The organism is Martelella sp. NC20 (assembly GCF_013459645.1).
Taxonomy (GTDB): domain Bacteria; phylum Pseudomonadota; class Alphaproteobacteria; order Rhizobiales; family Rhizobiaceae; genus Martelella.
Map to the genome: position 1 here is coordinate 1,799,860 of NZ_CP054861.1, position 24,517 is coordinate 1,824,376.

Annotated in this window: 21 protein-coding genes; 8 read left to right on the forward strand and 13 right to left on the reverse strand. The window is 64.3% G+C overall.

The annotated features are described in order from the left end of the window. Positions 1-4: 4 nt before the first annotated feature. From HQ843_RS08705 to HQ843_RS08725, 5 genes are all read right to left on the reverse strand, one after another. Positions 5-838, reverse strand: coding sequence for an ATP-binding cassette domain-containing protein (locus tag HQ843_RS08705; protein WP_180898843.1), 834 nt, complete (start codon positions 836-838; stop codon positions 5-7). Further along, positions 835-1,695 carry an ABC transporter ATP-binding protein gene (locus tag HQ843_RS08710; RefSeq protein WP_180898841.1) on the reverse strand — a complete coding sequence of 287 codons (861 nt, stop codon included), beginning with the start codon at positions 1,693-1,695 and terminating at the stop codon, positions 835-837. The genes HQ843_RS08705 and HQ843_RS08710 overlap by 4 nt, the downstream gene beginning before the upstream one ends. Then, positions 1,692-2,582, reverse strand: coding sequence for an ABC transporter permease (locus HQ843_RS08715; RefSeq protein ID WP_180898839.1), 891 nt, complete (start codon positions 2,580-2,582; stop codon positions 1,692-1,694). The genes HQ843_RS08710 and HQ843_RS08715 overlap by 4 nt, the downstream gene beginning before the upstream one ends. Further along, on the reverse strand, positions 2,575-3,582 hold the full coding sequence (locus tag HQ843_RS08720) for an ABC transporter permease (protein WP_180898837.1): 1,008 nt from the start codon (positions 3,580-3,582) through the stop codon (positions 2,575-2,577). The genes HQ843_RS08715 and HQ843_RS08720 overlap by 8 nt, the downstream gene beginning before the upstream one ends. 236 nt (positions 3,583-3,818) lie before the next feature. After that, positions 3,819-5,354, reverse strand: a complete 1,536-nt coding sequence (locus HQ843_RS08725) for an ABC transporter substrate-binding protein (RefSeq protein ID WP_180898835.1) — start codon at positions 5,352-5,354, stop codon at positions 3,819-3,821. Between the two features lie 308 nt (positions 5,355-5,662). Between HQ843_RS08725 and HQ843_RS08730 the strand changes: the two genes are divergently transcribed. Both HQ843_RS08730 and HQ843_RS08735 read left to right on the forward strand, forming a co-directional pair. After that, a complete protein-coding gene (locus tag HQ843_RS08730; RefSeq protein WP_180898833.1) occupies positions 5,663-7,816 on the forward strand; it encodes an indolepyruvate ferredoxin oxidoreductase subunit alpha in 2,154 nt (717 codons plus the stop codon). A gap of 4 nt (positions 7,817-7,820) precedes the next feature. Beyond that, positions 7,821-9,356, forward strand: coding sequence for an indolepyruvate oxidoreductase subunit beta family protein (locus tag HQ843_RS08735; RefSeq protein WP_180898831.1), 1,536 nt, complete (start codon positions 7,821-7,823; stop codon positions 9,354-9,356). Between the two features lie 63 nt (positions 9,357-9,419). Here HQ843_RS08735 and HQ843_RS08740 read toward each other — a convergent pair whose 3' ends face one another. The 5 genes from HQ843_RS08740 to HQ843_RS08760 all read right to left on the reverse strand — a co-directional run bounded on the left by HQ843_RS08740 (position 9,420) and on the right by HQ843_RS08760 (position 14,577). Continuing rightward, the gene (locus HQ843_RS08740) at positions 9,420-10,442 is read right to left on the reverse strand and encodes a Gfo/Idh/MocA family protein (protein ID WP_180898829.1); all 1,023 of its coding nucleotides are present in this window, start codon (positions 10,440-10,442) and stop codon (positions 9,420-9,422) included. After that, entirely contained in the window at positions 10,439-10,726 is a 288-nt protein-coding gene (locus HQ843_RS08745; protein ID WP_180898827.1) for a YciI family protein, read from the reverse strand. The genes HQ843_RS08740 and HQ843_RS08745 overlap by 4 nt, the downstream gene beginning before the upstream one ends. Before the next feature lie 5 nt (positions 10,727-10,731). Next, positions 10,732-11,706 (reverse strand): CobW family GTP-binding protein, encoded by a 975-nt coding sequence (locus HQ843_RS08750; RefSeq protein ID WP_180898825.1) that lies wholly within the window; start codon positions 11,704-11,706, stop codon positions 10,732-10,734. 3 nt (positions 11,707-11,709) lie between these two features. Next, entirely contained in the window at positions 11,710-13,098 is a 1,389-nt protein-coding gene (locus tag HQ843_RS08755; RefSeq protein ID WP_180903464.1) for an amidohydrolase family protein, read from the reverse strand. 225 nt (positions 13,099-13,323) lie between these two features. Continuing rightward, entirely contained in the window at positions 13,324-14,577 is a 1,254-nt protein-coding gene (locus tag HQ843_RS08760) for a hypothetical protein (RefSeq protein ID WP_180898819.1), read from the reverse strand. A gap of 193 nt (positions 14,578-14,770) precedes the next feature. On the opposite strand from HQ843_RS08760, the gene HQ843_RS08765 reads away from it, so the two are divergent. The 6 genes from HQ843_RS08765 to xylA all read left to right on the forward strand — a co-directional run bounded on the left by HQ843_RS08765 (position 14,771) and on the right by xylA (position 21,296). Further along, on the forward strand, positions 14,771-15,538 hold the full coding sequence (locus HQ843_RS08765) for a DeoR/GlpR family DNA-binding transcription regulator (RefSeq protein WP_180898817.1): 768 nt from the start codon (positions 14,771-14,773) through the stop codon (positions 15,536-15,538). 169 nt (positions 15,539-15,707) lie between these two features. Continuing rightward, complete coding sequence (locus tag HQ843_RS08770) at positions 15,708-16,835, forward strand: ABC transporter substrate-binding protein (RefSeq protein ID WP_180898815.1); 1,128 nt, start codon at positions 15,708-15,710, stop codon at positions 16,833-16,835. Positions 16,836-16,963: 128 nt separating this feature from the next. Further along, positions 16,964-17,992: a LacI family DNA-binding transcriptional regulator gene (locus HQ843_RS08775; RefSeq protein ID WP_180898813.1), complete on the forward strand. Its 1,029-nt coding sequence runs from the start codon at positions 16,964-16,966 to the stop codon at positions 17,990-17,992. Between the two features lie 23 nt (positions 17,993-18,015). After that, a complete protein-coding gene (xylB, locus tag HQ843_RS08780; RefSeq protein WP_180898811.1) occupies positions 18,016-19,476 on the forward strand; it encodes a xylulokinase in 1,461 nt (486 codons plus the stop codon). After that, positions 19,473-19,943: a GNAT family N-acetyltransferase gene (locus HQ843_RS08785; RefSeq protein ID WP_180898809.1), complete on the forward strand. Its 471-nt coding sequence runs from the start codon at positions 19,473-19,475 to the stop codon at positions 19,941-19,943. The genes xylB and HQ843_RS08785 overlap by 4 nt, the downstream gene beginning before the upstream one ends. Before the next feature lie 42 nt (positions 19,944-19,985). Next, positions 19,986-21,296, forward strand: a complete 1,311-nt coding sequence (gene xylA / locus HQ843_RS08790) for a xylose isomerase (RefSeq protein WP_180903466.1) — start codon at positions 19,986-19,988, stop codon at positions 21,294-21,296. Between the two features lie 181 nt (positions 21,297-21,477). On the opposite strand, the gene HQ843_RS08795 is transcribed toward xylA, so the two are convergent. The 3 genes from HQ843_RS08795 to HQ843_RS08805 all read right to left on the reverse strand — a co-directional run bounded on the left by HQ843_RS08795 (position 21,478) and on the right by HQ843_RS08805 (position 24,447). Then, the gene (locus tag HQ843_RS08795; RefSeq protein ID WP_180898807.1) at positions 21,478-21,984 is read right to left on the reverse strand and encodes a MarR family winged helix-turn-helix transcriptional regulator; all 507 of its coding nucleotides are present in this window, start codon (positions 21,982-21,984) and stop codon (positions 21,478-21,480) included. A gap of 12 nt (positions 21,985-21,996) precedes the next feature. Continuing rightward, positions 21,997-23,586, reverse strand: a complete 1,590-nt coding sequence (locus HQ843_RS08800; RefSeq protein ID WP_180898805.1) for a phytoene desaturase family protein — start codon at positions 23,584-23,586, stop codon at positions 21,997-21,999. A 75-nt stretch (positions 23,587-23,661) separates the two neighbouring features. Then, positions 23,662-24,447: a cyclase family protein gene (locus tag HQ843_RS08805; RefSeq protein WP_180898803.1), complete on the reverse strand. Its 786-nt coding sequence runs from the start codon at positions 24,445-24,447 to the stop codon at positions 23,662-23,664. Positions 24,448-24,517: the final 70 nt, after the last annotated feature.

Here is a 24,517-nt window from a genome sequence, read left to right on the forward strand (position 1 = left end):
GGTGTTATGCCTCGTCTGCCGGCACCCGGTCCAGCCAGCCGGGATCGATTTCCGGCAGCGGTATGGCGTCGAGCAGGGTGCGGGTATAGGCCGATTGCGGAGTGTCGAACACCTGCGAGCAAGGCCCGTGCTCGACAATCGTGCCGAACTGCATGACATAGACCCGGTCGCAGACCGCGCGGATGACCGAGAGATCATGACTGATGAAGGCCATGGAAAGCCCCATCTCGCGGCTGAGATCCTTCAGCAGGTTCAGCACCTGCGCCTGTGTTGAGACATCGAGGCCGGAGACGATCTCGTCGGCAAGTACGAAATCTGGCCTCAGAAGGGCGGCGCGGGCAATGCCGATGCGCTGGCGCTGGCCGCCGGAAAGCTCGTGCGGGCTGCGCGCCAGCACCTCGCTCGGCAACGACACCCGCTGCAGCATGGCGGCTGCCTGGTCCCTTGCCGCCTTCCGGTTTTCCGCCAGCCCGTGCAGGATCAGCGGCTCGCAGAGAATTCGGCCGATCGAGTGGCGCGGATTGAGGGAGGCCATCGGGTCCTGGAAGATCATCTGCATGCGCCGCCTGAGCGGTCGCATCGCGGCATCGTCGAGCCGGGTGATGTCCCGCCCGTCGAAACGGATTTCACCGGCGGCGACATCGACCAGCCTGAGCAGCGCCCGGCCGAGCGTGGTCTTGCCCGAGCCGCTCTCGCCGACAATGCCGACGGTCTCGCCGGGCGCGATCTCGATATCGACGCCGTGGAGCACCGTATTGCCCGGCTTTCTGCCGAACAATGACGCGCCGGCGCCGTAGGTGACCTTGATGCCGGTCGCGGCAAGCAGCGGTTCCGTCATCGCGAAACCTCCCCGATCTCGGCGCGTAACTGCGCAAAAACCGCGTCGGGCACCGGCGTCAGCCCCGCATCCGGCCGGTCGTAGCGCGGGCCTGCGGCAATCAGCGCGCGCGTATAGGCATGGGCGGGCGCGGTCAGCACCTGCGCCGTCGGCCCGGCCTCGATCACCCGGCCGGCATAAAGCAGGGTGACGCTGTCGCAGATCTGCGCGACCACGCCGAGATCGTGGGTGACGAACAGCACGGCGGTTCCGTGCGCCTGCTGCATCTGCCGGATCAGGCGGAGGATCTGCTTTTGCACGGTGACGTCGAGGGCCGTCGTCGGCTCGTCGGCAACCACCAGCTTCGGCCGCATGGCAAAGGCCGCGGCAATCAGCACGCGCTGGCGCATGCCGCCGGAAAGCTCGTGCGGGAAGGCGCGCATCACCCGTTCCGGGTCGCGGATATAGACTTCCTCCAGCATTGAAAGCGCGGTTGTGCGGGCGTCCTTGCCGCTCATGCCGCGCTTCAGCCGCAGCCCGTCGGTCAGTTGCGCCTCGATCCGGCGGCCGGGATTGAGCGCGGTCTGTGGGTCCTGCGGGATCAGGGTGATCTCGTTGCCCATGATCTCCCGCAGCGCGCGGCCCGGCAGCGACAGCAGGTCGCGGCCCTCGAAGCGGATATGCCCGCCGGTGACCTTCACGGTCGCCGGCAGCATGGCGAGCAGCGCCTTGGCGATGGTCGACTTGCCGGCCCCGCTTTCGCCCACAAGCCCGCGCACCTCGCCGGGCGCAAGGCTCAGCGAAACATCGGAGAGGACGGGGCGGTTGCCGTCGCGGAGCGAAACAGCGCTCAGCGCCTCAATGGTTAGCAAGGTCATCGCCGCATCACCGGATCGAGCGCCCGGCGCAAGCCGTTGCCGAGCTGGTTGAAGGAAAGCACGGTGACGAGCAGCATGCAGAGCGGCGCCACCAGCACCCACGGCGTGTGATGGATGGTCTGGCGGCCGGCCGCGATCATGCCGCCCCAGGTCGGGCTGTCTGAGGAAACGGAGAGGCCGACAAAGGAAAGTATAGCTTCGACCACTACCGCAATCCCCATTTCGAGGCTCAGAAGTGCCACGAAGACCGGCATGATATTGGGCACGATCTCCTTGACGAGGATCTGCATGCGCGAAAAGCCGACCGTGCGCGCCGCCGTCACGTAATCCATGCCGCCCTGCGCGATGGTCTCGGCGCGCACCACCCGACAGAAACGGGTCCAGTCGATGATCACGATCGCCGCGATCACCGAATGGAGGCCTGCGCCAAGGACGGCGACCAGCAGCACCGAGAGCAGGACCGGCGGAAACGCCATCCAGATATCGACGAGGCGGGAGATCACCCGGTCGGTCCAGCCGCCATACCAGCCGGCAAGCAGGCCGAGCAGCGAACCCAGTATCGCGGCAAGGCCGGCAGCGATCACGGCGACCGTGAGTGCGGTTCGGGTGCCGTAGATCAGCCGGGACAGCACATCGCGGCCAAGATCGTCGGTGCCGAGATAATAGCCGGGCTCGGCGCCCGGCCAGGTGACCGGCGGCACCCGCGAGAGCATCAGGTCCTGTTCCAGCGGGTTGTGCGGGGCGATCAGCGGCGCGAACACGGCGATCAGGAACAAGAGCGCGATCACGCCGCCGCCCCACAGCACGCGCTGTTCGCCGAGAAGGGCGGACAGCAGGGGATGCCGTTTCTTGAGCGCCGCGCTGGTAGCAAGCGTGGTGTCAGCCATGTTTCAGCCTCGGATTGAAGAAATTGCCGGCAAGATCGATGGCGATGTTGATCAGCACGAAGATCAGGCCGAACATCAGCACGATCCCCTGGATCAGCGGCAGGTCGCGGTTGATGACCGCGTCGATCGCCATATTGCCGATGCCAGGATAGGAAAATATTCTCTCCACGATCACCGTGCCGCCGATCATGAAGGTGAACTGCACCCCGGTCAGCGTCAGGGTGGGGCCGATGGCGTTGCGCAGCGTCTCCTGCACCACGAGCCGGGTTTCGGACATGCCCTTCAGCCGCGCCAGCAGCACGTAATCCTGCAGCATCGCCTCGTTCAGCGCTTCTTTCAGCGTGCGGATGATCACCGCGGCAAGCGGCAGGCCGAGCGCCAGCACCGGCATGACCATATGCGACAGCACATTGGCAAACAGCGAGAACCGCAGCGTCACAAGGCTTTCGATCAGATAGAAATTGGTGGTGAAATCGCCCGAAAGCGATGGGTCGACGCGCCCGGATGTCGGGAAGATCGGAAAAGCGACGCCGAGCACCAGCACCAGAAGCAGCGCCCAGACGAAATCCGGCACGGCCAGAAACAGCCCGTTCAGCACGTCGATGAACGATTCCAGCGGCGTGCGGCGGGCAAGGGTCGCGAGGATGGCGATCAGCCCGCCGCCGGCCACGCCGAAGACCAGCGCGGCGAAGGCAAGCTCCAGCGTCGCGGGAAGGCGTTCCATCAGCAGCGACAGCACCGGCCGCTTCAGCGAGATCGAGGTGCCGAAATCGCCCGAGACCATCTCCCGCATCCACACGCCGAACTGCACCGGAATGCTCGAATCGAGACCGTATTTGACCCGGAGCGCCAGAATGTCATCGGCCGATGCGCCCGGCGATATCATCATCGCGATCGGATCGCCCGGAACGACCCTGAGCAGACAGAAGACGATGACCGCGACGCCGAACAGCGTCACGGCCGCCATCATGGCCCGGTTGAAAATTCCGGTGACAGACATGAATACTCCGCCGCATTTCTTCAAGTTTAAAGGAGGAGAGCGGTGCTCTGCTCCAGCCTTGTTCTAAAACCCTCTCCCCCTCTCCGCGTCACCCTCGGGCTTGACCCGAGGGTCCAGGCAGCACTTTCCGTGTGGCCTGGATGCTCGGGTCAAGCCCGAGCATGACTCATGAGAAGGTGGCGTCTGTTGAGACACTGGGACAGGCGGCACCATGCCTGCAGCCCGTGCCTAAAAGCTTACTTCGGCGCGACCAGCGTCGGCTGCAGCGCGCCGGAAAGGTTCGGCGTCACCGTCAGCGTGTCCCTGAACACGATCGGCTGGACATATTGCAGGAGCGGGATCACATAGCCCTGTTCGGCGATGTATTTGCTGACGGCCTTCCAGCCCTCGATCCGCTTGTCCTCGTCCATCTCGCCCCAGAGTGGGCCGATCATGGCGTCGAGGTCGTCGGTGTTCCAGACCGAATGCGGCGACGGGCCGAACATCGCAAACCCGGTCGAGGTGGTCGGATCGCCGATTGCATTGCCCCAGTTGTAGAAGGCGGCGGGTGCCAACTGGTCGGCGGCGCGCAGTTCGTAATGCTTGGCGATCTCGTAGACCTCGATATCGGCCTCGATGCCGACCTTGCGCCACATGCCGACGATCGCCTGGATCATCTCGTAATCCTTGGGCTTCAGCCCGCGCGTCGTCTGGATCGTGAACTTCACCGGATTGTCGACGGAATAGCCGGATTCGGCCAGAAGCTTGACGGCGAGCTCGGGATCGTACGGCACCTTGATATCGGGATCGAAGGCCGAATATTCCGGCGCTTCCAGCGTGTCGAGCGCAACGCCGTAACCCGACAGCAGCCGGTCGATGATCGCCTGCTTGTTGATCGCGTAATTGGCGGCAAGCCGCACATTCCTGTCGTTCATCACGTCGATATTGTTGAGGAAGATCATGCCGATGTCGGAGACCGGCTCGGCCACGCCCGAAAGACCCGGCTTGGCGATCAGGCGGTCATATTCCTCATAGGGAATTTCCAGCGTCACGTCCGAGGAGCCGGATTCGATCTCGGCGACGCGGCTCGTGGTATCGGGCACGAATTTGAAGATCACGGTGTCGAAGGCCGGCTTGTCGCCGTAATAGCCCGGATAGGCCTTGAGCTTGAGGAACGCATTGCCTTCGTAACCCTCGACCATATAGGGGCCGGAACCGATCGGCGCCTTCTCGAAGCCTTCCGCGCCGACCTTTTCGTAATAGGCCTTCGGCATCACATAGCCGGTCAGGAACGCCATCCACATGAACAATGTCGGCTCGAAGCGCAGCACGTCGGCGGTCACCTTGCTGCCGTCAATCGAAAAATTGCCGATCGTCGACCAGACGAACTGGCCCGGGTTGCCGGTCTCCGGATTGGCGGCGCGCTCCAGCGACCAGACGACGTCTTCGGGCGTCAGGGCGGAGCCGTCATGCCAGGTCACGCCCTCGCGGACATCCATCCACACCTTGGTCTTGTCCTCGTTCCAGCCCCAGTCCGTCAGAACGCCGGGCTCGAAGGAGAGGTCGGTCTTCTGGCCGACGAACTGGCTGAAGATCGAACGGTAGATCGCCTGGATGGTCGGGTTGACGGCGGAAGCGCCGACGGTCGGGTCGAAGGACGGCAGGTTGACGTTGAATGCAATGGTAAGCGTATCGGTCTCAGCCGCGCTGACCGGCAAGCGGCCCGCAAGGATGCCAGAGACGAATGCGGCTGCGCCAAGGCCAAGTGTCTGGCGACGGGTAAAGGTCGTCATGGTGATGCTCCAGTTGTTCCCCAGCCCCGTCGGATCGTTTCCGCGGGGGCATGCTTGTTGTCTGGGTCAACTCTAAGAGTAAATCGGGCCGCCCGGCAAGGCAAATATTTGAGGTTTAAAGTTTTGGATGCAGATTTTTGCGACTGTGACGCTTAAATATGCAATTGCATGCCTTTTGGCGTGCAGCTTTGTCGTCTTCAGGCAATTTAGGCCTAAAACAGCTAATTCAGTTGACATTTCAAGAAAGCCAAAAATATGCTAATGCATGTTAATTCGAATTTCCGGGCAACGGAAAAGGGGAAGTCGAGATGGCTGAGCGGTCATTCGCGCGTGAGGTCGAGGACCTGAAACTGGGTGAGGGCGACACCTTCCGGGGTGAGGGTATTCTGGCCATCACCAAGGCGCTGCTGCAATCCGGCGTCTCCTATGTCGGCGGCTATCAGGGCTCGCCGATTTCGCATTTGATGGATGTGCTCGCCGACGCCAGGGACGTGATGGCCGATCTCGGCGTTCACTTCGAATCCTCGGCCTCGGAGGCGGCGGCCGCCGCCATGCTGTCGGCCTCGGTGATGTATCCTGTGCGCGGCGCGGTGACGTGGAAATCGACCGCCGGCACCAATGTCGCCTCCGATGCGCTCTCCAATCTCTCCTCCGGCGGGGTCACCGGCGGCGCGCTCATCATCATCGGCGAGGATTTCGGCGAGGGCTCCTCGATCATGCAGGAGCGCAGCCACGCCTTCGCGATGAAATCGCAGATGTGGCTTCTGACGCCGCGCCCCAACCTGCCCGCAATCGTCGATGCGGTCGAAAAGGGCTTCGAGCTGTCGGAGGCCTCCAATACGCCGGTCATGCTGCAGGTCGGCATCCGCTCCTGCCATGTCCACGGCCAGTTCGCCGCCAGGGACAACAAGCGCCCGGCCTTTACGCTGCGCGAGGCGCTGGAAAACCCCAGGCGCGATGTCAGCCGCATCGTCCTGCCGCCCGCAAGCTTCCAGCACGAGAAGGAAAAGCTGGAACAGCGCTGGCCGGCGGCTGTCGAATTCGTCAAAGAAAACAAACTCAACGAATATTTCGGCCCGGAAGAGGGCGATGTCGGCATCATCATGCAGGGCGGGCTTTACAACAGCGCCATGCGCGCTTTGCAACAGCTCGGCCTTGCCGATGTCTACGGCAATTCTCGGGTGCCGATCTATTGCATGAATGTCGCCTATCCGATGATCGACGAGGAGGTCGTCGCTTTCGCCGCCGGCAAGAAGGCGGTGATCATGCTGGAGGAGGGCGCGCCGGAATATATCGAGCAGGCGCTGCACACCCTGATGCGCCGCCGCGATCTCCAGACCAGGGTCTCCGGCAAGGATATCCTGCCGCGCGGCGGCGAATATACCACCCCGGTTCTGGTGAACGGGCTGACCGCGTTCTTCGAGGCCAATGCGCCGCAGATCCTCGGCAATCGTCCGCCGGTGCCGGATGCCGGTCCCGTGCTTGCCGATCCCAAGGTCAAGGCGCTGGCCGAGGTCGTGCCGCCGCGCCCGGCGGGGTTCTGCACCGGTTGTCCGGAGCGGCCGATCTTCGCGGCGATGAAACTGGTGGAAAAGGAGCTCGGCGAACATCACGTCTCCGCCGATATCGGCTGCCACCTGTTTTCGATCCTGCCGCCGTTCAATATCGGCGGCACCACCATGGGATATGGTCTCGGTCCGGCCTCGGCCTCGGCCTTCAATGTCGATGCCGACAAGCGGTCGATCTCGGTGATGGGCGATGGCGGGTTCTGGCACAACGGGCTTGCCACCTCCGTCGGCAATGCCGTGTTCAACAAGCAGGACGGCGTCATCCTGGTGGTCGACAACTACTATTCGGCGGCCACCGGCGGGCAGGACATTCTCTCGTCCCGCGCCGATAATGCGCGGCGCAAGACCAACAATTCGATCGTCGACGCGGTCAAGGGCGTCGGCGCGAAATGGGTGCGCCAGATCGACCGCACCTATGATGTCGCCAGGATGCGCGACACGCTGCGCGAGGCGCTGACGACGGAGGAAAAAGGCCCGAAGATCATCGTCGCCTCGTCCGAATGCATGCTGAACAAGCAGCGCCGGGTGAAGCCGCAATTCGCCAAGGCGGTGAAGGACGGCAAGCGCATGGTCAGGGAACGCTTCGGCGTCGACGAGGATGTCTGCACCGGCGATCACGCCTGCATCCGGCTTTCGGGCTGTCCGTCGCTCTCGGTCAAGCACACCGATGACCCGCTGAAGGACGATCCGGTGGCCGCGATCGACAATTCCTGCGTCGGCTGCGGCAATTGCGGCGAGGTCTCGGAGGCGGCTGTTCTCTGTCCCTCCTTCTACCGCGCCGATGTCATCCATAACCCGACCGGCTGGGACCGCTTCCTGTACCGCGCCCGCATAGCCGTGATCGGCTGGCTTCAGAGCCGCCGTCAGGCCCGCCGTATCGTTTTTGCCGAGTAGGACCATGATGACCACCGCGCCGCTTTCCGCCGACAAGCCGTTTTCGATCGCCATCCTCGCCATGGGCGGGCAGGGCGGCGGCGTGCTCGCCGACTGGATCGTGCATCTGGCCGAAAGCCAGGGCTGGGTCGCCCAGACCTCATCCGTGCCGGGCGTCGCCCAGCGCACCGGAGCGACGATCTATTATCTGGAACTGATCCCGGCGCGCGAAGGGGAAAGCCCGATCCTGTCGCTGATGCCGACGCCCGGCGATGTCGATGTCGTGATCGCCGCCGAGCTGATGGAAGCCGGCCGCTCGGTGATGCGCGGTCTGGTGACGCCGGACAAGACGCTGCTGATCGCGTCCACCCATCGCTCCTTTGCCGTCGGCGAGAAGGAGAAGCCGGGCGATGGCATCGGCAATCCCGAAACCGTGGTTGACGCCACCGATTTCGCCGCCCGCAAGACCATCGCCTTCGACATGGATACGCTGGCGGTGAAAAACGGCAGCGTCATCTCCTCCTCGATGTTCGGCGCATTCGCCGCCTCGAAGGCGCTGCCGTTCGCGAAGGAGGTCTATGAGGAAACCATCAGGGCCGGCGGGCGCGGCGTTGCCGCCAGCCTCAAGGCGTTCGAGGCCGCCTATGCCCGCGCGCTCCAGGGCGAAAATGACAGGGTTTCGGCGACGCCGGCAAAGCGGCTCGACGCCCTGCCTGAAACGGCGGGTCACGCGAAGCTGGACGGGCTTTTGAACCGCATCCGCACCGAATTTCCCGAGGTCGCCCATGCCATGCTCTATGCCGGCGTGAAGAAGCTCACCGATTTTCAGGACCCGGCCTATGCCGATGAATATCTGAGCCGGATGGCCGCGCTTGTTGCCGCCGACCGCGCAAATGGCGGCGAGGCGAAGGGCTTTGCGTTCACCGTCGCGGCTGCCAAATATCTTGCCGTCGCCATGGCCTATGACGATGTCGTGCGGGTCGCAGACCTGAAGGCGCGCGGCTCCCGTTTCGAGCGCGTCCATAACGAGGTCGGCGTCAAGGACGGCCAGATCCTCTACATGACGGAATATATGCATCCGCGCATGGACGAGGTCTGCGGCACATTGCCGAAGGGGCTCGGGCTCTGGATCGAGGCGCGGCCGAAGCTGTTCGCCTTTCTCGACCGGCGGGTCAACAAGGGCAGGCGGGTGAAGACCAACACGCTGTTCTGGTTCTCCTCGCTTTATCTTCTCTCCGCCATGCGCCGCATCCGTCGCGGCAGCCTGCGCCATTTTCGCGAAGTCCAGCACCGCGAGGCCTGGCTTGAAACCGCACTTGCCGTGCTGCCGGTCAATTACGATCTTGCCGCGGAAGTGATCGCGACCCGGCGGCTGGTCAAGGGCTATTCGGATACCCATGTCCGCGGGCTTTCGAAATTCGACCGGGTGCTTTCCGCCGTGCCGATGCTGCAACCCCGCGAGGACGGCGCCGACTGGCTCCGACGCCTGCGCCAGGCCGCCCTTCTCGACGAGACCGGTATTGCGCTGGACGGCGCATTGAAGACGGTGGCGACGCTGTAAGGGCTGCCATCATTACGACATGCTCGGGGCGCCCATGTGCGCCCCTTTGCTTCGTGTTGTCCTCTACAACAAAACCCGTTCACCGGATTTCGCGCTCGCAATCACCGCTTCCAGCAGGGCTGCGGTGTCGATCATCTCGGCGGTGGTGATCGGGTATGCGGCCCCGCCGCGGATGGCGCGGGCGAAGGCGATGATGTTGTCGCGCACCGGTTCGGCGGGGGCGATTTCCTTGACAGCGATCTTGCTGCCTGTCGAAGCGCTGGTGACGATCCAGCCGTCGGGGGCCTCGACATGGGCCTTGTCGCGGATATCGACCCAGCCGGCGGAGCCGAACAGCGAGCAGCGCGACACGAACGGCATAGCGAGATTGGCCGAGATCGTGGCCGTGCCGCCGCCTTCAAAGCAGATGAAGGTCGCGATGGTATCGCCCTGCGGCAGCGACGAGGCGAGCGTTTCGCACGAGGCGACCACGCTTTTGGCCGGACCCATCAGCCGAACGGCAAGGTCGAGAAGGTGTATGCCGGTCGCGGTCATGCCGGCGGCCGGCGCATCTTCCGCCCCGAGCCGCCAGTTGGTCGGGTCGAGGTCCAGGAACTTGTCGTGACTGAAGGTCGCGTCGAACTGCATCAGCCGGCCCATATCGCCGGCATCGGCCGCCTTGATCATCGCGGCAATCGGCGGTTCGTAGCGGCGCTCATGGCCGGTCGCCAGTATCAGCCCCGCCGCCTCGACGGCGCTGACGGCGGCTTCCGCGCCGGCACGGGTCATGGCCAGCGGCTTTTCGCAGAACACATGCTTGCCGGCGGCAGCCGTCGCGGCGATCTGGCGCGCATGCAGCTTGTGGGGGGTGACCAGCAGCACGGCTTCGACGTCCGGATCGGCAAGCGCGGTTTCAAGATCGGCGCTTACCGGCACATTATGGGCGGCGGCAAAGGCGCTGGCGATCTCGCTGTTCGGCTCGACGGCGCGGACAATGGCGACGTCCTCGGGGGCGGCCTTCAGCACGGCGGCGATTTTCTGGCCCCACCAGCCAAGGCCGACAAGCGCGACGCGGACTGGGGCGGCAACGCGGACCGGGGCGCTCATGAGCGGTTGTCCACGCGCTTGCTGAACGGGCGGATCGAGACCTTTTCCCAGATGCCGGCGGCATAAAAGGGGTCGTTTTCATGAAATTTCATGACCGCGTCGATGCTGTCGGCCTCCACCAGAAAGCAGGAGCCAATCATGGTTTCCTCGTCATCGGCCAGAAGCGGACCCGAGATCAGCGTCTTGATCGGGTTTGTGGCGAGATAGGCCTTGTGGTCCTCGTAATGGTCCAGCCGTTTCTGGACGTTGCCCTCGTAATCGAGGCAATGGACGATATAGTGCATGAAAATCAATCCCTTTCATGGATTTGCGCCGCGCCGAGACGGGCGGCGAAGGCTTCGATGGCGGGGGCAGCGGGCGCGCGGGCGATGATCACGATCCGGCTTATGCCGCCGCCCGCTTCCGGGGCAAGCCGGACCGGCCGGTAGATCTGGTCGCGCACCATCTGGATGGCGAGCGGGCGCGGGTCGTCGCGATCGGCGACGATCCCCTTCAGCCGCAGCAGCGCTGTTCCTGCCGCCCGGCTCATGCGCGCGATCTGCTCGGAGAGCGCCGTCCATCGCAGCGGCGCAAATTCGATCACCCAGGACCGGATCGCGTCCTCATCATGGACATGGATGGTTCCGATGGCGCGCAGCCAGCGGTTCGGCTGGATTGCGCCGGTCCGGCTGTCGATCAGCCCGGCATTGAACAAGTCGTCGGCCGGGGGCAGCGCCGCCGCATCGAAAAGCGGCGCGGTCGAGTTCATTCCGGCAAGCCTGCGGCGAAGCTGGTCGGCAACGGCGGAAGAGACCAGATCGGTCTTGGTCAGCACGATCCGGTCGGCCGAGGCGAGATGTTCCGGGCGCGCATCATCCGGCGCGGTTGCATCGACCACCGCCACCGCCGCATCGAGACGCACCAGCGCGCGCAGCGCATGATCGGCGCCGATGCGGGCGATCACGGCGGACAGATCGGCGACGCCGGAGGTCTCGACCAGAATTCGCCGCAGCGGCGCATCTGCCGCAGCGATCATCTTGCGAACCGCCTCCGACAGATCGTTTCCCGGACGGCAGCAGACGCAGCCGTTTTGCAGCAACGCCACGCTTGTCTTCGGCGCTGCGGCGGAGATCAGCAGATCGTCGACGCCGAAGGCGCCGAACTCGTTCACCACCACGCCGGTTTGCGCGATGTCGGGCCGCGAAAGCAGGCCGGCGATCAGCGTCGTCTTGCCGGCGCCAAGCCCGCCGCCGATCACGGAAAGCGCGGGACGGTCACGCGCCATCGCCTAGAACTCGCTGTCGGCGGCGGCCTCGAACGGGCGCGGCAGCCAGGAGCCGTCGGCGGGAACGCCGGCGCGTTCGAACAGCCCATCGCGGGCCGCTTCCACGCGGGTCTTGAAGCCAGCATGGTCGAAATCGACCAGCCTGAAATCGCGCTTGCGCACCGTGCCGCCGACAATCACGGTTTCGACATTGCCGGCATGGGCGGCCTCGACCACGATGCCATAGGCGTTGTTCATCGGCATGGTGTTGAGCGACATGCAGTTGACCAGCACGATATCGGCTTCCTTGCCGACGGTCAGCGAGCCGGTCCTGTCGCCAAGCCCGCAGGCGATCGCGCCCTGAAGGGTTGCGAATTCAAGCACGTCGGTCGCCATCAGCGGCAGCGGGTCGACGATCACCTTGTCGATCAGCGCCTGATTGTTGACCACCGCCCGCGTGCTGGAAAGCAGCGCCCGCATTGCCGAGAACATGTCGTCGGGCACGGTGGTCACCACGTCGATCGAGATCGACGGGCGCACGCCGACGCCGAGCAGGGAAAGGGTCGCCGGAAAACCGTGGCCCATGTGAAGTTCGAGCTCGGGCGAGATCGAGGCGGTGCCGCCGGTATCGCCGATGACCCGGAAATCCTCGTCATGCAGCGCGTTGCAGTGCACATAGGTGATATCGGGTCCGGCAAGGCCCTCGCCATGGAGCTCGACCACCGGCTTGTTCATGCCCCAGAGCCCGTCGCCCATATGGACGCTGATCCTGAGGCCGAGCTCGCGCGCCTTGATGAAATCCTCGCGGGTCACGCGCATGGTGGCGAACTGGTTGCCCCGGGCGGCAAAGCCCATGGTGACGAGCTGGTCGTCGGAGGCGAAATATTCGCGCCTGACGCGGGCGACGTCGGCAAAGTCGGTCGGCTTGTCGCTGACCGGCACCCATTCGGCGTTTGAATTGCCGTAGCCGAACACCGCGCGCATGCCGGCGGCTTTCAGACCCTCGACCGCGGCGGAGGCATGATCCGGCGTGTTGTTGTTGTGCGACCAGTCGTAAAGCGTGGTGATGCCGGCATCGAGTGCGGCGATCGCGCCGAGATGATTGCCGATCTTCATATCGTCGGGCGTGTAGAGATCGCCCATCACGCCGCGCACGCCGGCGAAATACTGCGCCAGCGTCCAGTCGGCGCCGGTCGCGCGCAAAAGCGCCTGCCAGGTGTGGCGGTGGGTATCGACGAAGCCCGGAATGGCGATCCGGCCCTCGCCGTCGATCACCTCGGCGTCGCCGGCGTCGAGATCGGAGCCGATTGCGGCGATCTTCGAACCTTCGATCAGAATATCGCCGCGCGGCACCACGCCGATTTCGGGATCGATCGAGATGATGTGCGCGTTCCTGATGACCTTGCGTGACATGCGGGCCTCCTCCATAGCCGAATTGTTCTTCATGGCCGGCAGCGTGACGGTCCTCCCCGCCAACGCCAGCCTTGCTCACCCCATCAATGGCCGGTCCGGACGCGATACTGCCCGAAAAAATTACCGAAATGAAAATAAGCGGCCGGTATGGCCTGCCCGAAAACGCAAAAGCCGCCGGGATGGCGGCTCAGGCTGTTGAATGGGCATGTCGGAAAACCGGAAGGCTTACTCCGCCGCGCGGGCCCGGATGGCGAAGATGTCGAGCGGCGTTCCGGAACCGTTCAGGTCGCTCTGTATCATCAGCCGGCTCGGCAGCACGCCCTGGCTCGGATCGAGCCGGATGACCATGCTGTCGCGATGGGTTGTGGCGGTGAAGCGGTGGCGCTGACAGCCCTCGATCGTGCCGTCGGCGCAATAGATCCCGACCGGCTGGCCGCCGCCATCGGGCGCAACCGCGCTGATCTCGATCAGCACCGGGCCGTTCTCCAGCATGCCGCGCACGGAGACGGGCAGCGCGATCGTCACGGCGCCGGCATCGCCGGTGGCATTGGAGGCAATCTCGACGACAGGCGTGTTGTCGAAGGTGGCGTTCCCAAGACTTGCCTGCGGGCCGGGCGTCAGCACATTCGCCGTCCCCGGCTGGAAGATCGTGGTCCACCCGGACGCCCCTTCGAAATCCTCGGCCTCGATGCGCGGGGCGGGATTGGGAACGGACGTGTCAAGGTTTTCGGGATTGAACGCGAAATTGGAATCGACCATCCACCAGCCGCCGAGCAGCAGGAAGGCGATGACGATCACGCCGATCATCATCGCGGTCAGGGTCCGCCGCCGCCGCACCGGCTTCCGGGTTCTTGCGGCCTTCGCCGCCGCCTTGCGCTGTTTCCTGGACATCCGGCGCGGACGGGAATCATCGGCCTTTACCCCGCCGGCAAGCGGCATGCGATCTTCGTCCGAGACGGCGATATCGTCCATCGGCGAAAGCGCCTCGCGGTCGAGATGACCGCTTTCGACCTGGGGCGCCATGGTAAAGCCGGCTTCGGTAAAATCGACATTGTCGGCATCTTCGGAAGCGATCACCGGGCTTTCGGGGTAGGCGAAGCGGGCGTCCGGCTCGACCTCGAAGGCCGGTTCGTCCGCCATGCTTTCGCCGGGCGTGATCGCGCCGATCTCGTCTTCGAGCGAAGGCGCCGGCCTTTCCGGCGCGCGGCCGACGGCGAAGGGGTCGTCGAAGACGGGCCGGCCGGTTACGGTGTCGCGCGCCTTGCGGGCGGCGGCCGCCTCTTCCTGTTCGATCGCGGTGATGATGTCGTCGAGCCTGCGGCGCTGGCGCGCAACGGCGCCGGGTTCGGTTATGTTCTGGTTGGCAAGGCCCTTTTCGAGCGCCTGGCGTGCGGATTGATAGACCCTGGCGCGCTGATTGGCGTCCCGCCGGTCCGTGTTTTCCAGCGCTGTCCGGATGGCTGTTTCAAGTCCGCTCACTGTATCTTCCCGTCCGTTAAGGTGGCATTATCGCTTTTGACAGTGTTTCAGCCGCCCGATCAAGGCAAAATACCGTCAGACCCTCCGTTCAACGCATAACCGGTTCAAACCGTTGCAAATCGCGGCGAAAAATGCCTCTTTTGCGGGGAACAGTGAACGCGCCGTGGAGGTCACGGCCAAACCGGGGAAGGCCGTGTCGCAAACGTTCCGCCTTGATGACCTGATGCAGATGGCCCGTGAAGAGGGCCGGATTGTGGCCGAAGACGCCGCCAGACGTCTCGGCGTCACCGTCCAGACCATCCGCCGCGACCTCCTGACGCTCGCCGAAAGGGGCAAGCTCACCCGCGTTCATGGCGGCGCCGTGCTGCCATCTGGAACCGCCAATATCGGCTATGACGACCGGCGGGCGCTGAATGCTGCGGAAAAGGCGGCGATCGCCGAGGCCTGCGCCGCCGCAGTCCCGGAAAACGCGGCGATCTTCATGAATATCGGCACGACGATGGAAGCGGTGGCGCAAAGGCTGCTTGGCCACAAGAACCTCGTCGTCGTCACCAACAACATCAATGTCGCCAATATCCTGGTCGCCAATCCGGGTTGCGAGATCGTGGTGGCCGGGGGGCAGTTGCGCCGCGCCGATGGCGGGCTGGTGGGGCCGCTCGCCAACCGCATCGTCGAGCAGTTCAAGTTCGATCTCGCGGTGATCGGCTGCTCGGCGATCGACGGCGACGGCGACCTGCTGGATTTCGACATGATGGAGGTCGGCGTCAGCCAGGCGGCGATCCGGCGGGCCAGGAAAACGGTGCTGGTCGCCGATCATTCCAAATTCGCCCGCACCGCGCCGGCGCGCATCGCCGGCCTTGGCGATATCGCCGCGTTCTTCACCGACCAGCCGCTCGCCGCTCCCCTTGCCGAGCGCTGCCGGGAATGGGGGACGGAGGTGGTGGTGTCGGGCAGGCGTTAAACCGGCGCTGGGCTGGAGGTCTGCGAAGGCGCCGCGCAGCCTATAATACCGGCGCTTTGGAACATTCCGCTCCCGATCGGCTTTCTTCTGCAGCGAACGACATTTCTGAAACCGTTATTTTTTGCAGGATCGCGCTTGCCGGTGCGGCGCTGGTTTGGAGTTTGACTGTATGACGACCTTGAAGGGCATGACCTGGACCCATCCGCGCGGTTTCGAACCTCTGGCGGCCAGCGCCGGAAAATGGCAGGAGAAAACCGGCATCGAGGTCAAATGGGAAAAGCCCGGCCTGGAGGACCTTGAAAACCTCACGCCGGCCGATATTGCCCGCGAATACGACCTGATCGTCATCGATCATCCGCATCTCGGCCAGATCACCGCCGAAAATTGCCTTGTCCCGCTCGATATCGAGGGGCGGGAGGACGAGCGCGAGAAGCTGGAAAAGGGATCGATCGGCGGCGCCTTCGAGGCGTTCCGCTACAAGGGGCATCAATGGGCATTTCCGATCGATGTCGACGCGCAGGTCATGGCCTATCGCCCGGACCGCGCACCCGGCCTGCCGGGCAACTGGGACGAACTTGTCGCGCTTGCCGAGGACGGCCACGTCATGCTGCCGCTCAGGCCTCCGCACAACCTGCTGACATTCTTCACGCTCGCCGCCAATGCCGGCACGCCCTGCCGCAATGACGCACCCGGAAAGCTGATTGCCGAAGATGATGGTATCGCTGCCTATGAACGGCTGGCGGAGCTTGCGCGTCTGGTTCCCGAGGACAATCAGGCAATGGACCCCGTGGCGGTTCTCGAGGCGCTTGCCGCTCCCGATACCAGGGCCAGCATCTCGCCCTATGTGGCCGGTTACGCGCACTATGCGCGGGATGGATTTCGCCATCATCGGCTCGGCTTTGCCGATATTCCAGGGCTTAGCGAGCGCGGCCCTGCGGGCTCGGTGCTCGGCGGCACGGGGATTGCCGTCTCGGCCTTCAGCGAAAACACCGGGGCTGCGATCGACTATGCCTACTGGATCGCCAGCGGCCCGGTGCAGGCGACGCTTTACGCAGAGGCCGGCGGCCAGCCCGGCCACGCCGATGGCTGGAACAGCGCCGAGGTCAACAGCGCGGTCAACGGGTTCTATCGAAACACCGCCGATACCGTTGCCCACGCCTATAGGCGTCCGCGTCACAACGGCTATATCCGCTTCCAGCAGCAGGCCTCCGACGTGCTGAACGAGGCGCTGCGCACCGATGCGCCCGCCATCGCCGTTATCGGCCGGCTCAACAAGCTGTTCGAGGACAGTTTCTGACCCGGTTTGTGAGCCAAGCAATTCCACACGGACTTTTTGATTTACGTACATCAAAGCGCGCGCTATAAGGGAGGCAGAACAAGATCCGGGGAGCGGATCGTGGGGGAGCGAGCCAGGCGGGAGGAAAAATGCGCCCGACAGTCCATGACATAGCCTTGCAGGCAGGCGTCAGTCTGGCGACCGTGGACCGCGTCATGAACGGCCGGCCCGGCGTGCGCGAGAAGACCAAGGTCAAGGTCGAGGAGGCGATCCGCTCGCTCGGCTATGTCCGCGATGTCGCCGCCGCCAATCTTGCCAAGAGCCGGGTCTATCCCTTCACCTTCATCCTGCCGCAAAACGACAACGCCTTCATGGCCGAACTGCGCGCCGCCGTTCAGCAGGCAGGCGAGCGCGGGCGGATCGAACGAACCGAAATCCGGATCATCGACGTGCCGGCCTTCGACGGCGAGGCGCTGGCAAACGCGCTGATCGCCGCGGGCGAGGAGGAGCCGGCCGGCGTCGCGGTGGTCGCGATCGATGCCGATCCGGTGCGCGCCGCCGTCGCCGCCCTGAAGAAGAAGGGCATTCCGGTCGTCACCCTGGTGTCCGACCTGGAGGATAGCGGCCGCGATCACTATGCCGGCGTCGACAATCAGGCGGCGGGCCGCACGGCTGCCACCCTGCTCGGCCGGTTCATCGGTCCGCGCGCCGGGCGTATTGCCATTCTCGTCGGCTCGCTTTCGGTGCGCGACCATCAGAACCGGCTCTCCGGGTTTTCGGAGGGCATGGCGCTCGATTTTCCGAACCTCGAGCTGACCCCGCCCATGGAAGGCCGCGACGACGCGAAGGTTGCGGAGCGGCTGGTGACCGAAGCGCTTGCCGCCGATCCCGATATCATCGGCATCTACAGTCTGGGCGCGGGCAATCGCGGCCTGATCGCGGCGCTTGAAAAGGCGCGCGGCGACGGCCGTGAAATCGTCACGATCGGGCACGAGCTTTCCGACCATTCGCGCGCGGCACTGGAGAACGGCCTGTTCGACGCGGTGCTCAACCAGGATGCGGGCCACGAGGTCAGAAGCGCGATCCGGGTGCTGAAGGCCGAGGCCGACGGCATGCCGGTGATTGCCGCGCAGGAGCGCATCCGCATCGACATCTTTATCAGGAACAATCTGCCCTGACGGGCGGGAAAGGGAAGAACGCCATGTATCTCGGGCTCGACCTCGGAACCTCCAGCTTGAAGGCGATGCTGATCGATGACAGCCAGAAGGTGATCGCCAGCGCCGACGCGCCGCTGGAGGTCTCGCGGCCCCATCACGGCTGGTCGGAGCAGGATCCGGCCGACTGGATCGACGCCTGCAGGATCGCCGTTGGCCGCCTTGCCGAACGTCATCCGGGCGAGCTTGCCGCGGTCAGGGGCATCGGCCTTTCCGGCCATATGCATGGGGCGACGATTCTGGATAAAGACGGCGCGGTGCTGCGTCCCTGCATTCTCTGGAACGACACCCGTTCCCATGTCGAGGCCGCCCAGCTCGACGACGATCCGCTTTTCCGCGCGATCACCGGCAATATCGTGTTTCCGGGCTTTACCGCGCCGAAGCTGGTGTGGGTGAGGAAAAATGAGCCGGCGATCTTCGACAAGGTCGCGAAGGTGCTGCTGCCGAAGGATTATCTGCGGTTCTGGCTGACCGGCGAATATATCTCCGAAATGTCGGACTCGGCGGGCACTTCATGGCTCTACACCGAAAAGCGCGACTGGTCCGACGAACTTCTCGCCGCGACCGGCCTCACCCGTTCGCAGATGCCGGCGCTGGTGGAAGGCTCCGAAGTCGGCGGCACGCTGAAGCCCGCGCTTGCCGCCGAATGGGGCATGACCGGCCCGGTCGTGATTGCCGGCGGCGCTGGCGACAACGCGGCGTCCGCCTGCGGCATGGGCACGGTCGCCGATGGCGCGGCGTTCGTCTCGCTCGGCACGTCCGGCGTACTGTTTGCGGCCAATGACCGCTACCGTCCCAAGCCCGAGAGCGCGGTCCACGCCTTCTGCCACGCGCTGCCCGGCACCTGGCACCAGATGGGCGTGATCCTGTCGGCGACCGACACGCTGAACTGGTATGCGACGATCACCGACAAAAGCCCGGCCGAACTTGCGACCGAGGTCGGCGATACGCTGCAAGCGCCGGGCGATGTCACCTTCCTGCCCTATCTTTCCGGCGAGCGCACGCCGCACAATGACGCCGCGATCCGCGGCGCTTTCATCGGCCTTGCCCATGAGAGCGACCGGCCGGCCATGACCCGCGCGGTGATGGAAGGCGTTGCCTTCGCGCTGCGCGACAATCTCGAGGCGCTGCGCTCCGCCGGAACCGAGCTTTCCCGGATCACCGCGATCGGCGGTGGCTCGCGGTCGCGCTACTGGCTGAAGGCGGTGGCGACCGCGCTCGACCTGCCGATCGACATTCCCGCCGACGGCGATTTCGGCGCGGCCTTCGGGGCCGCCCGGCTCGGCATGCTTGCGGCCACCGGCGCCGATCCGCTTTCCGTCTGCACTCCGCCGAAGACGGCGGAAACCATCGAGCCGGAAGCTGCCCACAGAGCCGCGTTCGAGGATGCCTATCAGCGCTTCCGGGCGCTCTACCCGGCGATCAGAACGCTGAGCGCCCAGTCATGAGACCTGTCGACCTCGCCCTTGTCGAGACGACCTTACCGGACGGATTCGAGCGCCTGCGAAAAGAAGCCAGCCGTGAGGGCTTTCGGCACATGGAGCGATTGGCCAGCGAGTGGAACGAAGACTTTCGATATGACCGTAAGGGCGAATGCCTGATGGCGGCCTGGTCGGAAGGCCGGTTGCAGGCTATCGGCGGCGTAAGCCTCGATCCGGTGGTGGCCGATGCGACGCGGATGCGCCGTTTCTATGTTCACCCAGCCTCTCGTCGCCATGGCGTTGGCCGGGCGCTTGCAAGTTTGCTCGTCGCCCATGCCTCCGTCTCAAGCCGCTTCATCTTCGTCAATGCGGGAACGGAGCTTGCCGCCGCCTTCTGGGAAGCCGTTGGCTTTGCGAGGCAGAACGAGAACGGTCATTCACACGTGATGACCTGCAAAGTGCAACCAGTAGAATGTGGCCGCGAATTGTCGTGAGACAATCACCGGGCCTGAGAACAACCGAATGGGAGAATTGACATGAGCACCGGTTTTTTCGGCGATATCGCCAAAATCAAGTATGAAGGCCCCGACAGCGATAACCCGCTGGCCTTCAAGCACTACAACCCCGACGAGGTTGTCCTGGGCAAACCGCTGAAGGACCATTTGCGCTTTGCCGTCGCCTATTGGCATTCGCTGGCATGGGAGGGCGGCGACCCCTTTGGCGGACGCACCTTCGACCGGCCCTGGTATGACGGCGGCATGGACAAGGCCAAATTGAAAGCCGATGTCGCCTTCGAACTGTTTTCGCTGCTCGGCGCGCCCTATTACTGCTTCCACGATGCCGATGTGCGCCCGGAAGGCAAAAATTTCGCGGAGAATACGAAGAACCTCAACGAGATCGTCGATCATTTCGCCGAAAAGCAGGAGGAGACCGGCGTCAAGCTTCTGTGGGGCACGGCCAATCTGTTCTCCCACCGCCGCTTCATGTCGGGGGCCTCGACCAATCCGGACCCGGATGTGTTCGCGTTTTCGGCCGCGACCATCAAGACCTGCATGGATGCGACCATGAAGCTCGGCGGCGAGAACTATGTGCTGTGGGGCGGCCGCGAGGGTTACGAGACCCTGCTCAACACCGACATGGGTCGCGAATTCGACCAGATGGCGCGCATGCTGTCGATGGTGGTCGAGTACAAGCACAAGATCGGCTTCAAAGGCACGATCCTGGTCGAGCCGAAGCCGCAGGAGCCGACCAAGCACCAGTATGATTACGACGTCGCCACGGTGTACGGCTTCCTGCAGAAATACGGTCTGGAAAAGGAAGTGAAGGTCAATATCGAGCAGGGCCATGCCATTCTTGCCGGCCACACATTCGAGCACGAACTGGCGCTTGCCCGCACGCTCGGCGTCCTCGGCTCGATCGACATGAACCGCAACGACTACCAGTCCGGCTGGGATACCGACCAGTTCCCCAACAATGTGCCGGAAATGGCGCTCGCCTACTATCAGGTGCTGCTTGCCGGCGGGCTCGGTACCGGCGGCACCAATTTCGACGCCAAGCTGCGCCGCCAGTCGATCGATCCGGCGGATCTGCTTTACGGCCATATCGGCGGCATGGACAGCTGCGCGCGCGGGCTCAAGGCCGCCGCCCGGATGATCGAGGACGGCGCATTGTCGAAGCCGCTGGACGAGCGTTATGCCGGCTGGAACGACGACGCCGCCAAAAAGATGCTCTCGGGCGAAATGACGCTCGGGGACATCGCCGCCATGGTGGAGAAGGACGACATCAACCCCGAACCGAAATCGGGCCGTCAGGAATATCTGGAGAATGTCGTCAACAAGTATGTGTGAGGGCTGACTCGGCCCAAGCCAGATGATGCGGCTTCCCGCCCGCATCGACCGGGATGTGCATCCTGGCCGATGTGGGCCGCGAGCCACAATTCATCCACACAAGCCGGAGGAGCAGGGGAGTGCGATGCGCTTCCCCCGAAAGGGAGCCCGATCGGCCCGCCGGCAGGGCATAAGCCGCCGCTCAGATATCGTTCACCCGCACATTGCGCAGCATCTTCTGCAGCGTGGTGACGAAGGCGCGGTGTTCGTCCTCGTCGATGCCGTCGAACATCTGCAGCAGGAAGCCGTACATGGTCGGCCAGGCGGCGTCGAAGGCGATGCGGCCTTCCTCCGTGATGGAAACATCGCGCACCCGCATATCCTCATTGCGCGACTGGCGGCGGATATAGCCCTGCTCCTCCAGCGAATCGAGCGTGCGGCTCATCGTCGATTGCTCGATCACGGCGAAAACAGACAGTTCGTTGATCGTGGCCGATGAGGTGACCGAAAGCACGGCAAGGGTGCGCACCTTGGCGGTGCTCATGCCGAGATGTTTCAGCTCCTCGGCGAGATTGGCGTTATAGCGCGCCATCACCCGGTTCATCAGATAGGGCGAAAACGCGTTGAGGCCGATTTCTCCGAGGCTGCGGACGATCTCGCCCGCTTCTCCGTCATCGTTCAGAACCGAGCCCGAAAACCGCTCACCCATAGACCCACTCCGTTATTTCAGCGAGGATGCCAGCAGAAAGCCCGAGCCGCCGGCAAGGCCCGGACCCGGATGGGTCGAGGCGCCGATATGATAGAGACCGGGCACGTGGGTCCTGTGGTTAACGGCAGCTTTGAACGGACGCCAGAGAAAAAACTGGTCCAGCCCGCAAAACCCGCCATAGGGATCGCCGCCGACGAGGTTCATGTTGATGGCCGCAAGATCGGCGGGCGAGCAGACGCTGCGGGCGATCACATTGTTCCCGAAATCCTCGATATGGGCGGAAAGCATGGCCTCGATACGGTCGGCAAAGGCCTCGCGCAGCGCCTCCGTCCAGTTGCCGCCCGCGGGGCAATCGATCAGGCCCGCCGCATCGCCCTTGATATGGCGGGGCGTGTCTGGAAGTTGCAGCCACAGGATCGCGCCACCGTCGGGCGCGCGGCCGGGATCAAGCACCGTCGGCTGGCCGACGCAGACGGTCGGTTCCGCCGGCAGCAGCCCGCGCTCGGCCTCGTTCGCCGAGCGCGACACCGCGTCGAGACCGTCGGTCAGATGCAGCAGCGCGACCTTGCCGAGCGCCGCGCCCGCCTTCCATTTCGGCGGCGTTTTCAGCGCGTAATGGATCTGCATGTTGCCCTTGCCGTAGCGGAAGGTTTTCAGGCCCTTTTCGACATCGGCGGGAAGCGGCTTGCCTCTGTCGTCGAGCAGGCGTCCGTAAAGCTGGCCGGGGGTGACGGAGGCGATGATGCCGCGCCCGGCCTTCATTTCCGTGCCATCGGCAAGCCGCACGCCCGTCGCCTTGCCGTCCTTGTCGAGGATGATGCCGGCGACATCGCATCCGGTGCGGATGTCGCCGCCATGGTCGCGGATCAGGCGCTCGAAACCGAGCGTCAGGTTGCGGGCGCCGCCCTTGACGATCGGGCAGCCGGCAAGCTCGATCGCAAAGCCGATCACCTTCAGCATCTGGGCCGAATAGCTCGCCTCCGGCGACAGGCCGCAATGCAGCACCCAGGGCGCCCACAGCGCCTTTGCCTCTTCGGATGCATAGGTCGTCTCGAGATAGCCGCGGGCGGGCGTCAGCGCTTCGCCGAACCACGCTGCAAGGCCGCGCGGTCCGCGTTTCCAGGCCTCGCGGAGCAGTTTCTTCGCCGTTGCGCCCGACCAGAGATTGCCGCCGAGCAGCGAGAACACGAAATCGGCATCGCCCGCCATTGCCGCCATTTCGGCGTCGAAGCTCTGGCCGTCGCCGTCGGCCTTGTCGTTGAACGCATCGATATTGCGGTTGCGGTCCATTGCGTAGATGAGGTGGCTACCATCCGGCCGCAACACGCCGGTCGGCGTTTCGCTATGGCAGAATTCCACGCCGCGCGCGGCAAGATCGTCGCCGAGGGCGGCAAAGGCCGGCGAGGTCAAAAACAGCACCATGGTGGTCGCCATCACATCGTGAAGGTAACCCGGCGCGGTCACCTCCGCGCTCATCAGGCAGCCGCCGATGGTCTCGTTGCGCTCCAGCACCAGCACGCGCTTGCCGGCCTTGCCGAGGAGAGAGGCGGCCACCAGTGCGTTGATGCCGCTGCCGATGATGATGTGATCGAAATCCGCCAAGTCAGTCCCCGCTTAAAGGTCGGTTTGAACCGGCGCGGCGACACAGTGGCCGCGCCGAACGATCGGTCCGCTGCGTCAGGCGATCAGCGCCAGCGCGCGCACCGGCGAGCCGGTGCCCTTGACGAATTTCAGCGGTGCAGCGATCAGGATCGCGCCCTTGGCCGGGAGCTGGTCGAGGTTCGAAAGGCTCGCGAGGCCGTATTTGTTGTGCTTGTGCATCAGATTATGCGCCGGGAAGGGCGGTTCCATGCCGCCGGCGGAACCGGCATCGGTGCCGACCGTTTCCTGACCCCAGCCGATAATGCCCTTGGAAAGCAGGTACTCGATCGCCTCCGCCGTCGGGCCGGGGGAATGCGGGCCGTTGTCGTCGGCGTTGAGGAAGGTCTCCGTCGAGCCGTTGCGCTTGTACCAGTCGGTGCGCATCACCACCCAGCTTCCGGCCTCGATCTCGCCATGCTCGGCTTCCCATTCCTTGATGCTGTCGACGGTGAGCAGGTAGTCGTGATCGGCTTCGGATTCTTTCGAGCGGTCGATGACGTTGACGGGGGCGACGAAATTCTGCGGCTTGATCGTGTCCGTGGTGTTGTCGGGATTGTCCTTGCCGGTGATCCAGTGACACGGCGCGTCGAAATGGGTGCCGGTGTGCTCGCCGAGCTCGATCCAGTTCCACGCCCAGAACGGACCGTTCTCGTCATATTCGGAAATCTTGTGGACCTTCACATTCGGCGTGTTCTGGCCGAATTGCGGCGGCAGGTACAGGACCGGGGTTTCCGGACCGAGCGGCGCTGTGATGTCGACAACCTTGACCGACCCCGACAGCAGGGCGGTGGCGAGGCTTCCAAGCACGGACGTGTCATTCATGATAAACTTCCCCTTCGTCGCCCGAAACCGGTGCCGGCGCTTCGCGCGGTCTTGATCAACCGGTCTTGCT

Bases quoted from the DNA above. Each gene is read 5' to 3' on its own strand.
- HQ843_RS08705 (WP_180898843.1), bottom strand. From the start codon at position 838: ATGACGGAACCGCTGCTTGCCGCGACCGGCATCAAGGTCACCTACGGC.
- HQ843_RS08710 (WP_180898841.1), bottom strand. From the start codon at position 1,695: ATGACCTTGCTAACCATTGAGGCGCTGAGCGCTGTTTCGCTCCGCGAC.
- HQ843_RS08715 (WP_180898839.1), bottom strand. From the start codon at position 2,582: ATGGCTGACACCACGCTTGCTACCAGCGCGGCGCTCAAGAAACGGCAT.
- HQ843_RS08720 (WP_180898837.1), bottom strand. From the start codon at position 3,582: ATGTCTGTCACCGGAATTTTCAACCGGGCCATGATGGCGGCCGTGACG.
- HQ843_RS08725 (WP_180898835.1), bottom strand. From the start codon at position 5,354: ATGACGACCTTTACCCGTCGCCAGACACTTGGCCTTGGCGCAGCCGCA.
- HQ843_RS08730 (WP_180898833.1), top strand. From the start codon at position 5,663: ATGGCTGAGCGGTCATTCGCGCGTGAGGTCGAGGACCTGAAACTGGGT.
- HQ843_RS08735 (WP_180898831.1), top strand. From the start codon at position 7,821: ATGATGACCACCGCGCCGCTTTCCGCCGACAAGCCGTTTTCGATCGCC.
- HQ843_RS08740 (WP_180898829.1), bottom strand. From the start codon at position 10,442: ATGAGCGCCCCGGTCCGCGTTGCCGCCCCAGTCCGCGTCGCGCTTGTC.
- HQ843_RS08745 (WP_180898827.1), bottom strand. From the start codon at position 10,726: ATGCACTATATCGTCCATTGCCTCGATTACGAGGGCAACGTCCAGAAA.
- HQ843_RS08750 (WP_180898825.1), bottom strand. From the start codon at position 11,706: ATGGCGCGTGACCGTCCCGCGCTTTCCGTGATCGGCGGCGGGCTTGGC.
- HQ843_RS08755 (WP_180903464.1), bottom strand. From the start codon at position 13,098: ATGTCACGCAAGGTCATCAGGAACGCGCACATCATCTCGATCGATCCC.
- HQ843_RS08770 (WP_180898815.1), top strand. From the start codon at position 15,708: ATGACGACCTTGAAGGGCATGACCTGGACCCATCCGCGCGGTTTCGAA.
- HQ843_RS08775 (WP_180898813.1), top strand. From the start codon at position 16,964: ATGCGCCCGACAGTCCATGACATAGCCTTGCAGGCAGGCGTCAGTCTG.
- xylB (WP_180898811.1), top strand. From the start codon at position 18,016: ATGTATCTCGGGCTCGACCTCGGAACCTCCAGCTTGAAGGCGATGCTG.
- HQ843_RS08785 (WP_180898809.1), top strand. From the start codon at position 19,473: ATGAGACCTGTCGACCTCGCCCTTGTCGAGACGACCTTACCGGACGGA.
- xylA (WP_180903466.1), top strand. From the start codon at position 19,986: ATGAGCACCGGTTTTTTCGGCGATATCGCCAAAATCAAGTATGAAGGC.
- HQ843_RS08795 (WP_180898807.1), bottom strand. From the start codon at position 21,984: ATGGGTGAGCGGTTTTCGGGCTCGGTTCTGAACGATGACGGAGAAGCG.
- HQ843_RS08805 (WP_180898803.1), bottom strand. From the start codon at position 24,447: ATGAATGACACGTCCGTGCTTGGAAGCCTCGCCACCGCCCTGCTGTCG.